The 19108-nt window shown below is 74.2% G+C and carries 19 protein-coding genes; 13 read left to right on the top strand and 6 right to left on the bottom strand.

What is annotated here, in order from left to right; all coding sequences use genetic code 11:
* The 6 genes from PH190_RS19640 to PH190_RS19615 all read left to right on the top strand — a co-directional run.
* Window positions 1–455: gas vesicle protein GvpO (locus tag PH190_RS19640; RefSeq protein WP_274233211.1), on the top strand; the 455-nt coding region annotated here is incomplete at its 5' end.
* 35 nt (window positions 456–490) lie between these two features.
* On the top strand, window positions 491–1120 hold the full coding sequence (locus PH190_RS30860) for a gas vesicle protein (protein WP_420791679.1): 630 nt from the start codon (window positions 491–493) through the stop codon (window positions 1118–1120).
* Entirely contained in the window at window positions 1117–1872 is a 756-nt protein-coding gene (locus tag PH190_RS19630) for a GvpL/GvpF family gas vesicle protein (protein WP_274233210.1), read from the top strand. Before PH190_RS30860 ends, PH190_RS19630 begins: the two co-directional genes overlap by 4 nt.
* Window positions 1873–1913: 41 nt before the next feature.
* Window positions 1914–2135, top strand: a complete 222-nt coding sequence (locus tag PH190_RS19625) for a gas vesicle protein (RefSeq protein ID WP_274233221.1) — start codon at window positions 1914–1916, stop codon at window positions 2133–2135.
* On the top strand, window positions 2128–2439 hold the full coding sequence (locus PH190_RS19620) for a gas vesicle protein K (protein WP_274233209.1): 312 nt from the start codon (window positions 2128–2130) through the stop codon (window positions 2437–2439). The genes PH190_RS19625 and PH190_RS19620 overlap by 8 nt, the downstream gene beginning before the upstream one ends.
* Window positions 2440–2492: 53 nt before the next feature.
* Entirely contained in the window at window positions 2493–2978 is a 486-nt protein-coding gene (locus PH190_RS19615) for an Asp23/Gls24 family envelope stress response protein (RefSeq protein ID WP_274233208.1), read from the top strand.
* A 1-nt stretch (window position 2979) separates the two neighbouring features.
* On the opposite strand, the gene PH190_RS19610 is transcribed toward PH190_RS19615, so the two are convergent.
* Entirely contained in the window at window positions 2980–3588 is a 609-nt protein-coding gene (locus PH190_RS19610) for a dTDP-4-dehydrorhamnose 3,5-epimerase family protein (protein ID WP_274233207.1), read from the bottom strand.
* A 74-nt stretch (window positions 3589–3662) separates the two neighbouring features.
* Between PH190_RS19610 and rfbB the strand changes: the two genes are divergently transcribed.
* Together rfbB and rfbA are read left to right on the top strand one after the other, a co-directional pair.
* Window positions 3663–4658, top strand: coding sequence for a dTDP-glucose 4,6-dehydratase (gene rfbB, locus PH190_RS19605; RefSeq protein ID WP_274233206.1), 996 nt, complete (start codon window positions 3663–3665; stop codon window positions 4656–4658).
* Window positions 4655–5554 carry a glucose-1-phosphate thymidylyltransferase RfbA gene (gene rfbA, locus PH190_RS19600; protein ID WP_274233205.1) on the top strand — a complete coding sequence of 300 codons (900 nt, stop codon included), beginning with the start codon at window positions 4655–4657 and terminating at the stop codon, window positions 5552–5554. Before rfbB ends, rfbA begins: the two co-directional genes overlap by 4 nt.
* A gap of 73 nt (window positions 5555–5627) precedes the next feature.
* Here rfbA and PH190_RS19595 read toward each other — a convergent pair whose 3' ends face one another.
* The 3 genes from PH190_RS19595 to PH190_RS19585 form a co-directional block, all read right to left on the bottom strand.
* Window positions 5628–6023 (bottom strand): DUF2267 domain-containing protein, encoded by a 396-nt coding sequence (locus PH190_RS19595; protein WP_274233204.1) that lies wholly within the window; start codon window positions 6021–6023, stop codon window positions 5628–5630.
* A 97-nt stretch (window positions 6024–6120) separates the two neighbouring features.
* Window positions 6121–6273: a hypothetical protein gene (locus PH190_RS19590; protein WP_274233203.1), complete on the bottom strand. Its 153-nt coding sequence runs from the start codon at window positions 6271–6273 to the stop codon at window positions 6121–6123.
* 88 nt (window positions 6274–6361) lie between these two features.
* Complete coding sequence (locus tag PH190_RS19585) at window positions 6362–6610, bottom strand: hypothetical protein (RefSeq protein ID WP_274233202.1); 249 nt, start codon at window positions 6608–6610, stop codon at window positions 6362–6364.
* Window positions 6611–6763: 153 nt separating this feature from the next.
* Between PH190_RS19585 and PH190_RS19580 the strand changes: the two genes are divergently transcribed.
* The gene (locus PH190_RS19580; RefSeq protein ID WP_274233201.1) at window positions 6764–7024 is read left to right on the top strand and encodes a hypothetical protein; all 261 of its coding nucleotides are present in this window, start codon (window positions 6764–6766) and stop codon (window positions 7022–7024) included.
* Window positions 7025–7097: 73 nt separating this feature from the next.
* Entirely contained in the window at window positions 7098–9050 is a 1953-nt protein-coding gene (locus PH190_RS19575) for an aconitate hydratase (RefSeq protein WP_274233200.1), read from the top strand.
* Here PH190_RS19575 and PH190_RS19570 read toward each other — a convergent pair.
* Window positions 9019–12312: an arabinosyltransferase domain-containing protein gene (locus tag PH190_RS19570; protein WP_274233199.1), complete on the bottom strand. Its 3294-nt coding sequence runs from the start codon at window positions 12310–12312 to the stop codon at window positions 9019–9021. The genes PH190_RS19575 and PH190_RS19570 overlap by 32 nt on opposite strands.
* A 246-nt stretch (window positions 12313–12558) precedes the next feature.
* Here PH190_RS19570 and PH190_RS19565 point away from each other — a divergent pair, with 246 nt between their 5' ends.
* Both PH190_RS19565 and PH190_RS19560 read left to right on the top strand, forming a co-directional pair.
* Complete coding sequence (locus PH190_RS19565) at window positions 12559–13788, top strand: lipopolysaccharide biosynthesis protein (protein ID WP_274233198.1); 1230 nt, start codon at window positions 12559–12561, stop codon at window positions 13786–13788.
* Window positions 13785–14480 (top strand): class I SAM-dependent methyltransferase, encoded by a 696-nt coding sequence (locus PH190_RS19560; protein WP_274233197.1) that lies wholly within the window; start codon window positions 13785–13787, stop codon window positions 14478–14480. Before PH190_RS19565 ends, PH190_RS19560 begins: the two co-directional genes overlap by 4 nt.
* Before the next feature lie 7 nt (window positions 14481–14487).
* Here the strand turns inward: PH190_RS19560 and PH190_RS19555 are convergent, their stop codons facing one another.
* A complete protein-coding gene (locus tag PH190_RS19555) occupies window positions 14488–17802 on the bottom strand; it encodes an arabinosyltransferase domain-containing protein (protein ID WP_274233196.1) in 3315 nt (1104 codons plus the stop codon).
* Between the two features lie 159 nt (window positions 17803–17961).
* Between PH190_RS19555 and PH190_RS19550 the strand changes: the two genes are divergently transcribed.
* Window positions 17962–19107 (top strand): glycosyltransferase family 4 protein, encoded by a 1146-nt coding sequence (locus PH190_RS19550; protein WP_274233195.1) that lies wholly within the window; start codon window positions 17962–17964, stop codon window positions 19105–19107.
* Window position 19108 lies beyond the last annotated feature (1 nt).

Below are 19108 nucleotides of genomic sequence, written 5' to 3'. Positions count from 1 at the left end.
AGGCCGACGAGGACCTGGACGACGAGGCCGACGAGGACCTGGACGACGAGGCCGAGGACGACCTGGAGGACCTCGACGACGAGGCCGACGAGGACCTCGAGGACGACGACGAGCCGGAGGACCTCGAGGACGAGGCCGACGACGAGGCGGAGGACGAGATCGACGAGCCGGAACCGGAGCCCGAGCCGCAGCCCAAGAAGATCCCTGCTCGCAAGATCGCTCGCTGGGCCGCGGAGCAGGTCCAGGAGATGAGCGGCAAGGAGAGCGAGGCGATCACCTCGGTGCGCAAGACCGAGGACGGGTACGTCGTCGGTCTGGAGGTGGTCGAGAGTCGCAAGATCCCCGAGACCAGTGACATCCTCGCCACCTACGAAGCGGAGATGGACTCCGACGGCGAGCTGATCAGCTACCACCGGGTGAAGCGCTACACCCGAGGTCGCGGCGACGACGACTGACCGTCGGCCACCGGGGGACACGAGAAGGAGCGATCATGAGTGACCCGGTGCGCTGGACCGGGCAGATGCCGTCCACCCCGAACCAGGGCGGTGGCCGGCAGCCGGCTCGCCAGGGTGGCGGGGACGGCACGAACCTCGCCGACATCCTCGAGCGCGTCCTCGACAAGGGCATCGTCATCGCGGGCGACGTCCAGATCAACCTGCTGGACATCGAGCTGCTGACGATCAAGCTGCGGCTGATCGTGGCGTCGGTGGACCGGGCGAAGGAGATGGGCATCGACTGGTGGGAGCGCGACCCCACCCTCTCCTCGGGCCACCAGCAGCTCGAGGAGGAGAACCGCCGCCTGCGCGAGCGGCTGGAGGCGCTCGAGGGCCGCAACGGTCAGGCGCCGTCGCTCGATCGCGGCGACGACGTCGACGACGTCGAGGACGTCGAGGACGTCGAGGACGCCGAGGACGTCGAGGACGCCGACCTGGTGGACGACGACCTCGAGGACGACGTCGAGGAGGACGCGCCCGACGACGTCGAGGACGCCGAGGTCGTCGACGAGCCCGAACCGGAGCCCGAGCCCGCCCCCGCGCGCCGCCGGAAGAGCGAGCCGGGCGCGAGCCAGGAGCGATCGGGTCGCCGGCGCACCCCGCGCCGCCGGGAGGACGACCGGTGAGCGACACGCTGACCTACGTCTACGCGATCGCCCGCGACGTGGGCACCGTGTCCGGGCTCCGGGGTGTCGGCGGCGGTCCCGTCCGCACGCTCGAGATCGACGGCGTCACCGCGGTGGTGAGCGACGTCGATCGCGGGGAGTTCGAGGAGCGGGCGCTGGAGGAGCGGCTCGAGGACCTCGAGTGGCTCGCCGCGACGGCGCGGGCGCACCACCACGTCGTCGACACCGTCGGACGCGACCACCTCGTCGCCCCGCTCGCGCTCGCGACCGTGTACTTCGACGACGACCGGGTGCGGTCCGTCCTGGCCGAGGGCCGGGAGACGTTCGCGGCGGTGCTCGACCGTCTCGCCGGACGGGCCGAGTGGGGCATCAAGGTCTACGCCCGCGGCAGGCGGAGCGCGCCGGCCGAGGAGGACAGGCCGCGCTCGGGCGCCGAGTACCTGCGCGCCCGGCGCAAGGCGCTGCGCGACACCGACTCCGCGCTCGACGACGCGCGCGAGGCCGCGGGGCAGGTCGACGACGCCGTCACCGCCCTCGCCGCCGCGACCCGCGCGCACCGGCTGCAGGACGCGCAGCTCTCCGGCGAGACCGACCCGATGGTCCTCAACCAGGCCTACCTGCTGCCCGTCGAGCGGGTCGACGAGCTCCGCGCGCTCGTCGCGTCCTACGCCGACCACCCGCGGATCCGGGTCGAGCTCACCGGGCCGTGGGTGCCCTACTCCTTCGCGCAGGCGGCGCAGGGCGCGTCGTGACGGGGCCCGGCTCGGGCGAGCTCGAGCCCCGGGCGACGACGCTGTTCGGGGACGAGGAGGTCGCGCTCGTCGACCTGCTGGACCGTCTCCTCGCCGGCGGCGTGGTCCTCGCGGGCGACCTGACGATCTCGCTCGCGGGCGTCGACCTCGTCCGCATCTCGCTGCGCGCGCTCATCACGTCGATCAGCCCGGTGGAGCGGCCGGGGACGCTCGCGGCGCGGGCGGAGAGGGCCGACCGGGAGCTGGAGGCCGGAGATGGCTGACGAGCCGGAGGGGCCCGGCCACACCCGGACCAACCGCGTCGAGATCGACAAGGACGCGGTGCGCCGCGATCTCATGAAGCTGGTGCTGACGATCGTCGAGCTGCTGCGTCAGCTGATGGAGCGGCAGGCGATCCGGCGGGTGGAGCAGGGCGACCTCACCGAGCAGGAGGAGGAGGACCTCGGCACGTCGCTGATGCACCTCGCGGACGCGATGGACGAGCTCACCGAGCAGTTCGGGCTCACCCCGGCTGACCTCAACCTGGATCTCGGGCCGCTCGGCCCGCTGCTGCCCCGCGATCGCTGAGGATCGCCGATCCGGGGCGACTCCCCCCGTCCGGTGCGGGGTATCTGGACCGCATGACCAGCGCTCAGCGTCCGAGCAGCACCCCGTCCAGCCCGACCCCCACGGCGACCTCCGTGCCCGGTGCCGCCGGCGACCCGACCACGGTCGAGGGCACCACCGAGGTGCTCCCGTCGGTGGTGCAGAAGGTGACGGCGTTCTCGGCGCGCGAGATCCCCGGGGTCGTCGCGCTGGGCGGCAGCACCTCGCGCGCGGTCGGCGCGGTGCGCCAGACGCTGACCGGCAACACCGAGAACACCGCCGGGGTGCGCGTCGAGCTGGCCGAGCAGAAGGCGCACATCGGGCTCGACGTCGAGATCGAGTACGGCGTGGGCGCCCGCGAGCTGGTCCGCGCGCTGCGCCGTCACGTGCCGAAGGCCGTCGAGGAGATCGCCGGCGTGACGGTCGTCGAGCTCAACATCGTCATCACCGACGTCCACCTGCCCGGGGCGGACGTCGACGCCGACGCCGACCCGGTGGCGCCGCCGGGCGCGACGATCTGAGTCAGGCCCGCAGCTCGGCCACCCGCGCGTCGCAGGCCTCGATCGTCGGGAGCGCCCCGGCGTCGCGCGCGGTGGCGAGCGTCGGGGCGGCGCGGTCCTTGGCCGACAGCACGAGGTCCGCGGCGGCGACGTGGTCGATCCACGGCAGCCCGAGGGCAGGGTCGAGCGGGTCGACGCCGTGCTCGGCGGACGGGTCGTAGGGCGTCGAGCAGAGGTAGCTCGTCACCGTGCCGTCCTCGAGCGCGAGGAACGCATGGCCGAGGCCCTCGGAGAGATAGACCGCGGCCATCGACCCCGGGTCCAGGCGGGCGGCGTCCCACCGCCCGAAGGTCGGCGAGCCGACGCGGATGTCGACGACGACGTCGAGCACCGCGCCCGCGACGCAGTGCACGTACTTGGCCTGCCCCGGCGGCACGTCGGCGTAGTGGATCCCGCGCAGCACCCCGCGGCGGGACACGCTGGTGTTCGCCTGCGCCACGGTGAGCGGGTGCCCCACCGCCGCCGCGAACGGCCCGCCCTGGAACGGCGCGGCGAACGTGCCCCGGGCGTCCGGGAAGACCGGCGGGGTGAACCGCCACGCCCCGGGCACCGCCAGCTCCTCGGCCTCCACGTCGGGGGAGCCTAGGAGCGCGCGTGGGAGCATCGTCGGCACGCCCCGTCGAGGGAGACCGGCCGAGGGAGACGATGAGTACCGTTCTGGTGACGGGTGCCGCGGGGTTCATCGGGTCGAACTTCGTGCGGTACTGGCGCGCGGAGCACCCGGGGGACCGGGTGGTGGCGCTGGACGCGCTGACCTACGCCGGGGTGCGGGGCAACGTCGAGGGCCTGGCCGGGGTGGAGTTCGTGCACGGCTCGATCGGCAACACCGAGCTGGTGGAGCACCTGCTGCGCTCCCGGTCGGTGGACGTGGTGGTGAACTTCGCGGCGGAGTCGCACAACAGCCTGGCGATCCTGCGCCCGGGCGACTTCTTCGCGACCAACGTGATGGGCACGCAGGGGCTGCTGGAGGCGGTGCGTCGGGTGGGGGTGTCCCGGTTCCACCACATCTCGACCTGCGAGGTCTACGGCGACCTGCCCCTCGACGTCGACGAGGCGTTCACCGAGGAGTCCCCGTACCGGCCGCGCACGCCCTACAACGCGGCCAAGGCGGGCGGTGACCACGTGGTGCGCGCCTACGGGCTGACCTACGGCGTGCCGGTGACGATCACCAACTGCGCCAACAACTACGGGCCCTTCCAGTTCCCGGAGAAGGTGATCCCGCTGTTCACCACCCGCGCGCTGGCCGGGGAGCCGTTGCCGCTGTACGCGTCGACGAAGAACCGCCGCGAGTGGCTGCACGTCGACGACCACGCCCGCGCCGTCGACGCGGTGCTGCACCACGGCACCGTGGGCGAGACCTACAACGTCGGCTCCGGGCACGAGGTCGACGTCGAGGGCGTCGCCGACACCATCCTGGGCGCGCTGGGCCTGGGCCCGGAGTACAAGACGATCGTCCCGGACCGGCCCAGCCACGACCGTCGCTACCTGCTCGACTCGACCAAGCTGCGCACCGAGCTGGGGTGGGCGCCACGGATCGGGTGGGACGAGGGGATCGCCGCCACCGTCGCCTGGTACCGCGCCCACGCGGCGTGGTGGCGCCCGCTGGTCGGGCGCAGCCCGGTCGTCGAGGGGGACTGGTGAAGGGCATCGTCCTGGCCGGCGGGTCGGGCAGCCGGCTGCACCCGGTGACCCGGGCGGTGTCCAAGCAGCTGCTGCCGGTCTACGACAAGCCGATGATCTACTACCCGATCTCGGTGCTGATGCTGGCCGGGATCCGCGACATCCTGATCATCTCCACCCCGGTGGACCTGCCCGCGTTCCGGCGGCTGTTCGGTGACGGCAGCGAGCTCGGGCTGCGGTTCTCCTACGCCGAGCAGGAGGCCCCGAACGGGCTGGCCGAGGCGTTCCTCATCGGCGCCGACCACGTCGGCGACGACACCGCCGCGCTGGTGCTGGGCGACAACATCTTCCACGGCCAGCACTTCTCGGCCCTGCTCGCCGAGCAGCGCGCCGTGGTCGAGGCCGACAAGGGCTGCGTGCTGTTCGGCTACCCGGTGCGCGACCCGGGCCGCTACGGCGTCGGCGAGGCCGACGCGACCGGGCGGCTGCTCTCCATCGAGGAGAAACCGGCGAACCCTCGGAGCAACCGGGCCATCACCGGGCTGTACTTCTACGACAACGACGTCCTCGACATCGCCCGCACCCTGACCCCGTCGGCGCGCGGCGAGCTCGAGATCACCGACGTCAACCGCGCCTACCTCGAGCGCGGCGACGCCCGCCTGTTCGACCTGGGGCGCGGGTTCGCCTGGCTCGACACCGGCACCCACGAATCCCTGATCGAGGCGTCCCAGTACGTCCAGGTCCTCGAGCACCGGCAAGGCGTGCGCTTCGCCTGCCTCGAGGAGATCGCCCTGGCCAAGCGTTGGATCACCCCCGAGCAGGCCCTCGCGCTCGGCGAGCGCCAGGCCAGCTCCGGCTACGGCGACTACGTCGTCGACGTCGCCCGCCGCGCGGGTGCGGCTCCTCCGCCGAGCTGACCCGTGGCGCGCCGGAGATCGCACGGCAGCGCGACGGGTAGCGCTGACGTGCGTATCTCCTCGGCGCGACGGACTAGTGCTTCTGGACGGGCTCGGTGCCGAGGAAGTCCTGGTAGTCCGTCGGGAGCTGGCTGGTGAAGTTCTGCCACTCACCGTCGGACAGCGCCGTCTCGAGGCCCTTGGCGATCGCCCGGGCGTGCTGGCGGGCCTGGGCGACGGTCACGCCGGCGCCCTCCTGCTCGGCGATGCGCTGGTAGAAGGTGTCGACGTCGAACCGCTCGCCGGCACCCTCGGAGGGCAGCGCGTCGGACAGGCCGCCCGGGAGCTGCGAGGCCAGGTCCTTGGCCTCGCCGCCCTCGAGGCGCTGACCGAGGACGGTGAGCGTCGCGCGGACGGCGCGCTCGGCGGTCGCGTTGTCCGGCAGCTCGAGGCTCTCCTTGACCGCGCTGACGAACTCGTGCTCCTGCATCGTTCTCCTCTCGCGCTCGATGACCCATCGGGTCGGGACGATGCGCGCGGGTGCCCGGGAGGACGCGGGTGTCACACGTCGCCGCGGGCGAGGAGCCTCAGACGAGGGCGCGGAAGAACTCGACGATCTGCTCGGCGAAGCCGACGAGGATAGCCAGGATCGCGGTGACCGTCGCTGCTGCGCTCTCGGGAGAGCTGATGATCCAGAACAGCACGAGGGCCAGGACGAGGAGCCCTACCACACGTTGCATGAGCCGCAGCGTAACGGCCGTGATCGTGTCCGTCACCTTCGGGAGATCGAATTGCTCCTGTGGGAGCATCTTCGACCCCCGGTCGGGCTCAGCTGTCGGTGAGACGGGCGCTGAGCCCCCGGTTGAGCTCGGACACCTCCAGCGTGCGCGGACCCTCCGAGAACGTCGCCGAGGCGATCACCCCGTAGTTGACGAGCACGGCCTGGTGGTCGGTGAACGTGTACCGGTGGACCTCGCCGTCGGTGATGAGCTGCTGGAACCGGGTGACGACGTCGTCGAGGTGCTCCTCGAACTTGAGCGTCAGCGGGATCTGGGGCAGCGACACGTAGACCGTCACGATTCTCCTCCGACTCGCCTGCGTCCGGCCGCCGCACATTCGGCCGGTCGCCACACGAAATGCTCCGAGTGCCGCGCGTAGGGAGAACGGCGGCCACCGATCCTAGATCGCGACGCGCACCGGCGGGTCGGGCTCGGGTCGGGGAGGGGTGCCATGGAGATCGACGGTGTCGAGGTCTTCGAGCAGGCGGAGGAATACGGCTACTCCTGGCACTGGGACGACCCGCGCGGATTCCAGTCGGAGATCCTGTGGCACCGCGAGGTCGGCCACCTCAGCCTCGGCACGCGCCAGCTCCCGGGCGGCTGGACCCACAACCGTCTCGACCCCAACGCGTGGGGGAGCGCGCGGACGATCTACGAGGCCCGGCAGGTCGTCGAGACCTACGTGACCCAGGCGGCCGCCAAGCCGGGCTGAGACGGGTGCAACATCAGCTGCCGGACGGGGTACCCGTGGCGTCACCGCCGCACGACCTCTCCGGGAGGCCTCCATGCCGCACGGCGTCGCCCACCAGCTGATCGCGTCCCACCTGGTCGACGGGGAGATGACGCCGGGCGAGGAGATCGCCCTGCGCATCGACCAGACCCTGACCCAGGATGCGACGGGCACGCTCGTCATGCAGGAGCTCGAGTCGCTCGGGCTCGACCGGGCGCAGACCGAGGTCTCGGTGCAGTACGTCGACCACAACCTGCTGCAGGCCGACGAGAAGAACGCCGAGGACCACGCCTACCTGCGCTCGGCGTCCCGTCGCTTCGGCCTCTGGTACTCCCAGCCGGGCAACGGCGTCTCGCACCCGACCCACATGCAGCGCTTCGGCAAGCCCGGCAAGACGATGATCGGCTCCGACTCGCACACCCCGGCGTGCGGGTCGCTGGGCATGCTCGCCATCGGCGTCGGCGGCCTCGAGGTGGCGCTGGCGATCACCGGCCAGCCGCTGAGCATCCGCATGCCCGAGATCTGGGGGGTCGAGCTCACCGGCGAGCTCCCTCCGTGGTGCTCGGCGAAGGACGTCATCCTCGAGATGCTGCGCCGCCACGGCACCAAGGGCGGCACCAACCGGATCATCGAGTACCACGGGCCCGGCCTCGCCGGGCTCACGGCGATGGACCGGCACGTCATCACCAACATGGGCGCCGAGCTCGGGGCGACGACGAGCGTGTTCCCCGCCGACGACGAGGTCCGCCGCTTCCTCGCCGGCGAGGGCCGCGAGGACGACTTCACCGAGCTGCTCGCCGAGGAGGGCACGGAGTACGACGTCACCGAGCACATCGAGCTCTCGGAGCTCGAGCCGCTCATCGCGCAGCCGTCGTCGCCGGGCAACGTGGTCCCGGTCCGCGAGGTCGCGGGCACCCCGGTGGGCCAGGTGGTCATCGGATCGTCGGCCAACCCCGGCCTGCGCGACTTCGCCATCGCGGCCCGCATGGTCGAGGGCCGCCAGACCCACCCCGGCGTCAGCTTCGACATCAACCCGACCTCGCGCCCGATCCTCGCCGACCTGACGCGCTGGGGCGGCACGACCTCGCTGATCCAGGCCGGCGCGCGCCTGCACCAGTCGGGCTGCCTGGGCTGCATCGGCATGGGCCAGGCGCCCGCACCCGGGACGAACTCGCTGCGGACGTTCCCCCGCAACTTCCCCGGCCGCTCCGGCGGCGGCGCCGACGACCAGGTCTGGCTGTGCTCGCCCGAGACCGCGGCGGCGAGCGCGCTGCGCGGCGAGATCACCGACCCCCGGGAGCTCGCCGAGGAGCTGGGCCTGACGTGGGGCGACCTCGACCTCCCCGAGCCCACCGTCATCCCCGGCATGCTCGAGGAGCCGCCACCGGCCGAGGAGGCCCGGGACGAGGAGCTGGTCAAGGGCCCGAACATCTCCGGGCTGCCGGAGTTCGAGCCGTTCCCCGACGCCTTCGAGGTGCCGGTGCTGCTCGCCGTCGGCGACGACATCTCCACCGACGACATCTCGCCGGCGGGCGCCGAGGCGCTGCCGTTCCGGTCGAACATCCCGGCGCTGGCGCGCTTCGCCTTCACGCGGATCGACCCCGACTACCCGGCGAACGCCGAGGAGATCAAGGACTCGACGGGCCACGCGATCGTCGGCGGCGCGAACTACGGCCAGGGCTCGTCGCGTGAGCACGCGGCGATCTGCCCGCGCTGGCTCGGCCTGCGCGTGGTGATCGCGGAGTCGTTCGCCCGCATCCACTGGCAGAACCTGGCGAACTTCGGGATCCTCGCGCTCGAGTTCACCGGCGAGGGCGACCGGGACAAGGTGCCGCAGGGCAGCACCCTGTCGTTCTCCGACCTGCACGAGCAGCTGCAGAAGGGGAGCGAGGTCGTCGGTCAGGTGGACGGCACCGAGCTGACCTTCCGCCACCAGCTCTCCGACCGGCAGGTCCGGATGGTCCTCGCCGGCGGGCTCATCCGGCAGCTGGCGGAGGGGGAGTCCTGAGGTCCGCGGCGTCGACGCCCGGCGCCGACAGGCCCGATTCGACCCGCCGGTCGCGGGTCAGGACGTAGCCGTCGGACGGATAGGGCTGACGCAGGTCGACGAGGTACACGTCGTCGACGGCGTCCCCCACGTCGCGGACCCGCGTGGTCAGCAGGGTGCCCGGGCCCTCGCGCTCGGCGTGGCCGAGCAGGCCGCCCCGCGCCGGGTTGAACATCCAGTCGGCGCGGGCGGCCTCGACGGTGTCGCCGTATCCGATCGCCGCGACGGCCGGCTCGGTGATCCCCGCCTGTTGCCGCGGCTGGCGCAGGCACGGGAAGTAGGTCCGGATCTGCCAGGCGATCCCGACCGCGCCGCCGGCCGGCAGGTAGTCGGGCAGGGGCACCCACCGGTGCGCGACGGGGGCGGAGAACGCCGACCAGCCCCCGGTGGAGGTGCTGGCGTCGTCGGCGAGGAGCCGGACGGCGTTCGCCCCGGGCGGCGGGGCGGCCTCGTCGACCAGTGCCACGGTCCGCCAGGTGACCGACTCGGGGTCGTCCTCGGCGAGCCGGTGGGTGTCGAGGGGCACGACGCCGTCGGGGGTCTCGCGTCCGTACTCCACGCGCAGGGAGACATCGCGGGCGGTGCGGCCGGCGACGGCGACGGTCATCCCCGCCTCGGCGGGCGGCGGCGTGCGGTACCACCCGGTCGCGAACCCACCGGTGCGGGCGTCGGCCGTGGCGCCGTCCTCCGGCACGAGGAAGCTGCCCCACACCGGCGTTCCCCCGGGCAGCCCGCGCGGGGGTGGGCTCGGCGGGAAGAAGGCGCCGGGCAGGAACGGCTCGGTGCGGGTCTCCGGTGCCGGGGCGTCGGGGGCGTCGAGCGGCACCAGGGGTTCCGACGGCGCACCGCCCGGTAGCGGCACCGGGGCGAGGGCCTGGCCGCCGGCCGGATCGAGGACGTCCATCTGCCCGCCCAGCCCACAGCGGTCGCCGACGGGGTCGGTCCACCCGTCGATCTGTGGCGACCAGCCGTCGGCGGTGCGGATCGCGGCCCGGGTGACGTCGCCGACCGTCCACACCGTCACCGCGGCGAGGAGGGCGACGACGAGCACGGGCACCGACACCGCGAGCGCGAGCCGTCGCCAGGGCGCCCGGCCGACCAGCACGACCACCACGGTGATCAGCACGAGCGCGAGCGCCCACCACAGCGGCTGGTCGAACTCGATCCCGCGGACCGAGGGGTAGTCGCCGTACGACGGCATGCCGAGGCCCCAGCCGTACGGCCACATGGCACGTCCGTGGCCGACCAGGGCAGCCGTCGCGACCGCGGACAGGGCGACCGCGACCAGCGCGGGCTGGGGCACCCGGTGCTCCCGGTCGAGGGCGGCGACGAGCCGGGGGCCGACCACCAGGAGCAGCGCGAGGAACACCGCACCCAGTCCGGCGAAGGCGCCGAGGTGGTGGGTCGGCTTGCTCGGCGTCGGCAGCAGCAGGACGAAGGCGAGCAGCGTGCTCCAGCCGACGAGGGGGAGGCGCGCGGGCACCGCGAGCCCTCGGGCCCGCGTCGCGACGACGAGCACCAGGAACCACACGAGCGCCAGCAGGCAGGCGAGGATCAGGGCGCGTCGCGCGTAGGACCCGTGGTGCGAGGCGGTGTCGAGCAGCGCGTTGTAGCGCAGGAGCTCCTGGTACCACGTCTGCGCCCGCTGGATCGGCGCGAAGATCTCCTGCGAGCGGACGAAGTCGCGGTAGGCGCCGTCGGCGAAGCCCAGGAGGCTCCCCACCGCGAGCGGTGCGAGCACGACGATCCAGCAGCCGGCCACCGCCCACCAGCTCGCCGACCGTGCCCGCACCAGCCGCCAGGTCGCGGGTGCGGCGGCGACCAGCGGGGCCAGCGCGATGAACCCCGTCGGGGCGGCCATGAGCCCGGCCGAGGCGGCCCCGACGGCGAGGCCGAGCAGGGCGAGCCGGCGCCGTTCGAGCCCCTCGGCGACGGCGACGAGCGCGGCCAGGGCGAAGAACATGACGACCGGCTCCGGCCGCGAGCCCATGTCGTAGGCCAGGAACCCGGCGAGGAAGGCCGCGGCCAGGCCCGTCCGGGCCGCGGCGGACGTCCACCGCCCGGTGCCGCCCAGCGGTGTCCGGGCTACGTACGCCCGCGCCAGCCACCAGGTGCCCAGACCCAGGACCAGGGCCGGGATCCGCACGAGCACCGGCGCGGTGCCGACGGTCGTCTGCCACCAGGAGAGCGCGTAGTAGGGCCACGAGAAGGGCGTGTAGCCCTGGTCGTAGAGCTGGTAGTAGTTCGGCAGGTACCCGGAGAACGGGACGTTGGCCGCCATCGCGCCGTAGTAGCCGTCGTCGTCGGTGATCGGCGCGAGGAACAGCCAGGCGAGCAGGACCGCCGGGACGAGGACGTCGACGACCCGGGGCCGCAGGGTCCGGGCACGGGCCACGGTGCGCGTGGCCCGGCGCCGGAGCCACCGCACGAGGCGCCCGAGCCCCCGGGCGCCCCACTCCGGGGGCGCGCGCCCGGCCGGGAGGGCCACCGCGCCGGCGACGAGGGCCATCACGATCACCACGACGAGGACGGACTTGGCCGCTGACGGCGTGTGGTCGAACGCGGTGTCCAGCACCAGGCGCACGGACAGGTCGTCGACGCCGGCGTCGGGCAGCGGCGGGACCGAGGTCCGCAGGGCGTCGACCTCGGGCAGCGGGGAGATCGGCTTCGCGATCGGCTCGCGGTCGGGGAGCGGCTCCTCCTCGTCCGGCGCGTCCTCCTCGGGGTCGGGGACGGGCAGGCGCGACCCCGTGGTCGACACGACGACGCCGTCGAGCACCACCCGGACCGCGGCGGCGTCGCCCGCGACCACGAACCGGCAGTCGCCCGGCGGCAGGGGTCCCGCGAAGAGCACGGACCCACCGCTGCGCACGGTGACGGCGTCACCCCGTGCCACCACCGTGAGCGCCTCGTCCGCGGCGTCCGGCGACCGCGGTCCCATCGTGGACAGCACGAAGCCGTCGGGGGTCGCCGCGGCCGACCGGGCGGCCCGGCAGCTGAAGCGCACGTCGAGCTCCGCCGGCTCGTAGGCCGTGAGCATGAGCATCGTCGGCGTGGTGTCGCGCGGGTCGACGGGCCAGCGCACCTCGGAGGTGTTGACGGCGACGGGCGCGAACGGCAGGACCAACGCCCCGACCAGCGCGATGGCGCCCGCCACGACGGTGACGGCCCACGCGAACGAGCTGGTCCGCTCGGGCGGGCCGGCGGACGGGTCGGCAGGCACGGCCGGCGGAGCGTTCGTGCCCACCAGCCGCCGCTCCCGTCGTCGTCCCGTCGGTCACCACGCTAACCGCCGGGCGTACGCGCGCCCTCGACCGGGGACGGGCCGGTCGGGTCCTGCGCGGTTTCCGGCCCGGTCCCCGTTATCCTCGTCGGCATCGCAGCACCGAGTGAGGAGACGCTCGCCCTGAGCGATCGCGCGCCGGGCGCCGTCGGCGCGAGGAGACTGGTCGGTGCGGCCGGTCTGGGCGTGCTGCTCTCCGGCATCGTCGTCAACGTCTACCTGGCCGTCGTGGCCCGCGCGCTCTCGCCCGTCGAGTACGCGACCTTCGGGTCGTTCTGGGCCCTGGCGCTCGTCCTGGGCTTCGGCGCCTTCCTGCCGCTGGAGCAGGAGCTGGCCCGGCGCCTCCCCATCCCGGGCGATCGCCGGGCCCTGCTGCGGGCCGCCTCCGGCGCCGCCGGCGTGCTGACCGCCATCGCCCTGGTCGTGCTGGGCGGGGCGCTGCCGATCCTCTACCGCGCCCTCGACGACCACGTCTCGGTCCTGCTCGCGCTGGTGGCGCTGAGCGTCGTCTCGGCCGCCCAGTTCCTCGTGCGCGGCACCCTCATCGGCACCGACCGCCTCGTGCGGCACGCGGCGGTGATGGTGCTCGACTCCCTGATCCGTCTCGCCCTCGCCGTCGGGCTCTTCTTCGTGCAGGGCGCGGACGCGGCGGCGTTCTGCTGGGCGCTCGTGCTGGCCATCGCGCTCGCGCACGTGCCGCAGCTGCCCGGTGCCTGGCGGCGCGCGGTGGCGTGGAGCTCGCCGCCCTCGGCGTGGCGCGTCCCCGGCGCGACCGTGCGCGGGCTCGTGCGCGACGCGCTGCCGCTGCTGGTGGGTTCCGCGTGCGCGCAGCTGCTGCTCAACGGGCTGCCGGTACTGGTGGTGGCGCAGGCCGCCGACGGGGGCGAGACCGCCGCCGCGGGTGTCTTCGTCGCCGCCTTCACCCTGGCCCGGGCGCCGCTGTCGATGGTCGTGCCGCTGCAGTCGGCCGTCGTGCCGACGCTGACCCGCCTCATCGCCGCCGGCCGGCGCCGCGAGGTGCTGGTGCTCCTCGTGAAGGGCACGGCCGTGCTGGGTGCCCTGGCCGCGATCGGCGCCCCGCTCGCCTGGTGGATCGGCCCGCGGCTCGTCTCGCTGATCTTCGGTGACGCCTACGCCATCGGCGGCCTGGACCTCGCGATCATCGTGCTCGGGGTGCTCGCGCACGTCGGCCTCGTCGTCGTCACCCAGGTGCACGTGGCCCGCGGGCGCCACCGCGACGTCGCGCTGAGCTGGATCGCGGCGCTGCTGGCCGCCGGCGTCGCGTTCTGGCTGGTGCCCGGCGCGATCCTCGGCGGCGAGGTGGCGTTCGCGGTGGGCAGCGCGGTGGGCGCCGGCGTGAGCGCCCTGATCCTGGCGGCCTCGCGCCGCCGTCCCGAGACCCGGAGCGAGACGTGAGCAGCGAGAGCACCGAGTACGACGAGCAGTACTACCTCGCGAACGGCCAGGCGGACGACCGTCCGGCGCTGCGCTGGTACACGCGCCTCGTGCAGCGCTACGCCGACGGCGGTCCGTACCTCGACTTCGGCTGCGGGACGGGGCACCTGGTGCGGCGCCTGTCGGCACTCGGCACCGCCGCCGGGTTCGAGATCTCCGAGTACTCGGCGACGACCGCCCGCGCCACGGCGCCGGGATGCCTGGTCACCACCGACGTGCGCGAGCTCGGCGACGGCGAGTTCGGCGCGCTGACCGCCATCCACGTGCTGGAGCACCTCGACGACGGGACCGCCGACGAGGTGCTCGCGACCTGGCGCCGGATCCTGCGCCCCGGCGGCCACGCGCTCGTCGTCATGCCCGACCCCGCGGGCCGCGGGCGACGCCTGGCGGGCGACGGCTGGATGGGCTTCGAGGACCCGACCCACATCAACCTCAAGACCCACGACGAGTGGCGCGCCTTCCTCACCGCGCGGGGCTTCGTCGTCGAGCGCGAGGGCACCGACGGGCTCTGGGACGTGCCCTACTCCCGCCTGCCGAAGCTGGTCGACGCCGCCCTGCGCGCCGGCCCGTGCCTCGCGCAGTTCCTCAGCGGGCGGCTGTTCCTGCGCCCGGGCACGGGGGAGTCCTCGGTGTTCGTGCTGCGCCGCCCCTGAGGCGCCGCTACTGCTCGCCGGCCCGCTCCTCGAGCGGCACCGACATCGTCGTGTTCGGTCCGGGCTCCCAGCCCCCCACCACGATCCGGCGGGGCTCGAGGCGGTAGGCCGCGTCGACCGGCACGAGCGGGTCGAGCCGGTAGACCTGTCCGGAGACCGCGTCCGGGGCCACCCGCAGCTGCGTGGCGAGCTGGGTGACCTGCGCGTCGCGCAGGCTCTGGGCGAACAGACCACCCCGCCCGGTCTGCCAGATCCCGTCGAGGCGGTACGCCAACGGCTGATCGCCCCACACCACGCCGAGGGTCGCCGGCTCGTTGATCCCGAACGCCTGCACCGGCTTGCGCAGGCAGGGGAAGAGGAACGCGTACTGCCAGCTCACCGCCGTCGCCTCGCCCGGCCGCGCGTACTGCTGCAGGGTCTGCCACCGCTGGACGGTCGGGGCGGTGACGGCGAGCCAGCCGCCCCGTGCGATCGAGGTGTCGTCGGCGACGAGGCGCATGACCGTGGCGCCCGGAGGGGGTCCGTTCGGTCCCTCGAGCAGCAGGGAGCGCCAGACCACCGAGTCGACCGGCTCGCCGTCCTCGCCGAGCCCGAGCGCCTGCACCCCGACCGGGACGACGCCGCCGCCCGCCGGGAACCCGTACTCGACGCGCAGCCCGTTGCCACCGCCGGTGCGCCCCGAGACCGAGGCGGTCATCGCGGCACCCGCTCGCTCGGGGATCGCGTACCAGGGCGACGCGAAGGCCCCCACCGTCCCGTCGGCACCCGCCGCGACCCCGGGACCCGTCGCCGGCGGCACGAAGCTCCCCCAGGCCGCGATCCCGGGAGTGGGGGGCGGGCTGGACGGGAACCAGCCGCCGGGGACGAACACGGGCGGGTCGTCCGGGCTCGCCCCGGGCACCGGGGACGGCAGGTCCGGGCGGGCCGCGAGGGGCCGGGCGGTGACCGGGTCGAGGACCTCGATCTGGGCCGACGCGCCGCAGTCGCGCGCGAGCGGGTCGCGCACGGCGTCCACCCACGGCGAGTAGCCGTCGGCGGTCCGCACCGTGGCGAGCACGAAGCCGCCGACGAGGTACACCGTCGACACGAGCAGCGCTCCCGTGGCCATCAGGGCCACCGCGACGGCCGGGACCGCCGGCCGCCACGCCCGCCACCGCCCCCGCGTCGCGACCACGGCGACGCCGGCGAGCACGAGCCCGCCGAGCAGCCACCAGGCGGGCTGGTCGAAGGAGAAGACCGCGACCCGCGGCACCTCGAAAGGGTCGGGCAGCCCGAGCATCCAGGAGTACGGCCACGCGTTCTCGCCGTGCCCGGAGAGGCCGGCGAGCACGGCCACGAGCAGCCCGACCCCGACGGCCACGGGCAGTGCGGGGAGCCACCGCGGCGGGTCGGCGGCGTCCGTCGCGGCCTCGCGCAGCAGGACGGGGACACCGACGACGGCCAGAGCGAAGACCAGGGCGCCGACCGTCGCGAGGGTCCCGAAGTGGTGGGTCCACTTGCTGGGGGTGGGCCAGAGCAGCGCGAACCCCAGGAGGAACGTCCACGCCGCAGCGGTGAGCCGGGGTGGCAGGCGCAGGCCCCGGCCACGCGCGACGGCGAGGAGCGCGAGGAGGCAGGCCAGCGCGAGGAGCCCGAGCAGGACGGGGAAGCGCTTGGCGTACGTGCCCATCGGTCCGCCGTCGACGAGCAGGTAGCTCCAGCGGACGATCTCGGTGTACCAGGACTCCTGGTCCTGCAGCCCGAGGAAGATCTGCTGGCCGCGGGCGAAGTCGCGCAGCGAGCCGTCGACGAAGGCGGCGAACCCGACCAGCGCGCCGGGGCCCACGAGGGCGACGAAGACGCCGAGCCGGCGGTACCAGGGTCCCGCCGGGGCGATCAGTGTGCGCCAGACCCGCGGGAGACACGCGAGCAGCGGGGCCAGCGCGACGAACCCGGTCGGTGCCGCGGTCGCGCCGAAGGACGCCACGGCCACGGCGAGCCCGGCGAGCGCCCAGCGGTCGCGTTCCACCGCCACCGCCAGGCACAGCATGCTCGCGATGACGCTCGTGGCGACGACGGCCTCGGCGCGCACGCCCATGTCGAAAGGCAGCCACCAGGCGACGAACGCGAGCGCGAGCACGGCGTGCAGGGCGACCGCCCGCCCCCGCCCGGTGCCCGCGGGCAGGGCGCGGGCGGCGTAGGCCCGCAGGAGGAACCAGCTGGCGAGGCCGAGCAGCAGCGCCGGCACCCGCTGGACCACCGGGCTCACACCGGCCACGCCCTGCCACCACGACAGGACGTAGTAGATCCAGGTGAACGGCGTGAACCCCTGGTTGTAGAGCTGGTAGTAGTTCGCGACGTAGCCCGAGTACGGGACGTTCGCCGCCATCGCGGCGTAGTAGCCGTCGTCGTCGGTCATCGGGCCGATGACGGTCCAGAGGGCCAGCAGCAGGGGCACGACGCCGTCGACGACGCGGGGTCGGGGCCGGGGAGGCCGGTCTCGGGCGGTCTCCCACCGCGCGGCGCGTGCGGCCCGGTCCCGCTCGTGGAGCCCGACGAGCCCGACGGTGACCGCCCCGAGCAGGAGCAGCGTCACCGCGGTCTTGACCGCGGTCGGCGAGGTGGCGAACTGGTCGTCGACCGTGAGGCGGACGGCCAGGCCGGCGCCGCGCTCGCCGGCCCCCGGCGGCGAGGGCGGTACCGAGGACACCAGCGCGTCGACGTCGGGCACGGCCTCGGGCCCGGCCCGGCCGACGAGGCGCCCGTCGACGATCACGCTCATCCCGGTGAGGTCGCCCGCGATCCCGATCGTGCAGGGCCCGGCGGGCAGCGGGCCGTCCACCAAGGGGATGCCGCGCGACAGGACGGTGAGCCGGTCGCCGACCACCACCGCCCGCAGGCCGACACCGGCGTCGCCCGACACGGGCGGCAGGGTCGCGAGCAGGACCCCGTCGCCCGGCGCCCCCAGCGTCCGGCCCGTCCCGGCCGACGCCGCGGCGCGGGCGGCGTCGCAGTCGGTCCGGACGTCGAGGGCGAGCGGGCGCTGGGTGGTCAACTGCAGCGCGGTGGGCCGCGGGTCCGCCGGGTCGAGCGGCCAGGCGACCTCGGGCTGCGACACGCTGACCGGGAGCAGCGGCAGCAGGGCCGCGCACACGAGCGCCACGATCCCGGCGACGGTGGCGACCGTCGACCAGGCGACCCGGGCGCGCCCGAACCAGCCGCGCGCGAACGGGCCGGTCCCGTCGGCGCGCCCGTCGGAGGCCGTGTCCCCGGCGGGCGCGGCGCCGTCGCCGGTGTCCTCCGGGTCGTCGGCGGCCGACGAGGGACGGGACGTCGCGGTCACCAGGTGAACTCCGGGGTCGGGCGGCGGGCACGCCACGCTAGCAACTACAGCCTGTGAGAAGTCGGAGCGGTCGGGCCTTTACAGTGGCCGGGCGGGACCGGCCCGCAGCTCGTGGCGCACCTGTGACGAGCCGACGTCGAGGAAGGGTGGAGGACGGCGTTGCCGGAGCCCCCGCACCACGACCTCTGCATCGTCCTGACCTACTACAGCCCGTACGTCTCCGGGCTGACCAACGTGGCCCGGGACCTCGCCGAGGGCCTCGCGGCGCGCGGGTGGCGGGTCTGCGTCGTGGCCTCGAAGCACGACCCGTCGCTGCCGACCGAAGAGGTCGTCAACAGGGTTCAGGTCGTCCGCGCCCCGGTCCTCGCGAAGGTCGGCAAGGGCACCATCGGGATCAACCTGACCCGCCTCGCGCTGCGGGAGATGGCGCGCTCGGCCCTGGTCAACCTGCACCTGCCGCTGGTCGAGGCGGGTCTGCTCGCCCGCCTGTCGCCGGTCCCGGTCGTCTCCACGTACCACTGCGACGTCTCGCTGCCCACCGGCGACGGGCCCGTCGTGCGCCGCGTGGTCAACCACGCCCAGCACCGGGCCATCGACTTCTCCAGCAGCGTCGCCCTGCGCCGCTCGACGGCCGCGGTGGTCAGCAGCGAGGACTACGCGCGGCACAGCCGGTTGTGGCCCGCGATCGACGGCCGGCTGGTGGCGGTGCCCCCGCCGTGCCCGCCGCGCGGGCCCGGGCGCCCGACGTTCCGTCGCGGCGACGGCTTCCACGTCGGTTTCCTCGGTCGCATCGTCGAGGAGAAGGGCGTCGAGCACCTGGTCGACGCCTTCCTGGCCCTCGACGACCCGGACGCCCGCCTGCTCGTCGGCGGCGACTACGAGGCCGTGGCCGGGGGGAGCGTCGTCGACCGCGTGCGCCGCCACATCCGGGACGACCCGCGCATCGAGATGCTGGGCTTCGTCCCCGAGGGCGAGCTCGACGACTTCTACGCCTCCCTCGACGTCTTCGCGCTGCCGTCGGTCAACGCCTTCGAGGCCTTCGGCATCGTGCAGGTCGTCGCCATGATGGCGGGCGTGCCGGCGGTGGTCAGCGACCTGCCCGGCGTGCGGACCGTCGTCGAGGAGACCGGCTTCGGCGCCGTGGTCGCCCCGCGTGACGTCGACGGCCTGGCCGCAGCGCTCTCCCGGCTGCGGGACTCGCCGCCCGACACGGAGGCGGGCAGCACCGCGGCGGCGACCCGTTACAGCGTGGAGTCCGTGCTCGACGCCTACGAGGCGGTGTTCCACAAGGCCGCGGGTCGTTGAC

The sequence above is a fragment of the Actinomycetospora straminea genome, from assembly GCF_028737255.1.
Classification (GTDB): domain Bacteria; phylum Actinomycetota; class Actinomycetes; order Mycobacteriales; family Pseudonocardiaceae; genus Actinomycetospora; species Actinomycetospora straminea.
Note: the sequence above shows the minus strand (reverse complement) of the source record. Positions and strands in the feature narration are given on the sequence as shown.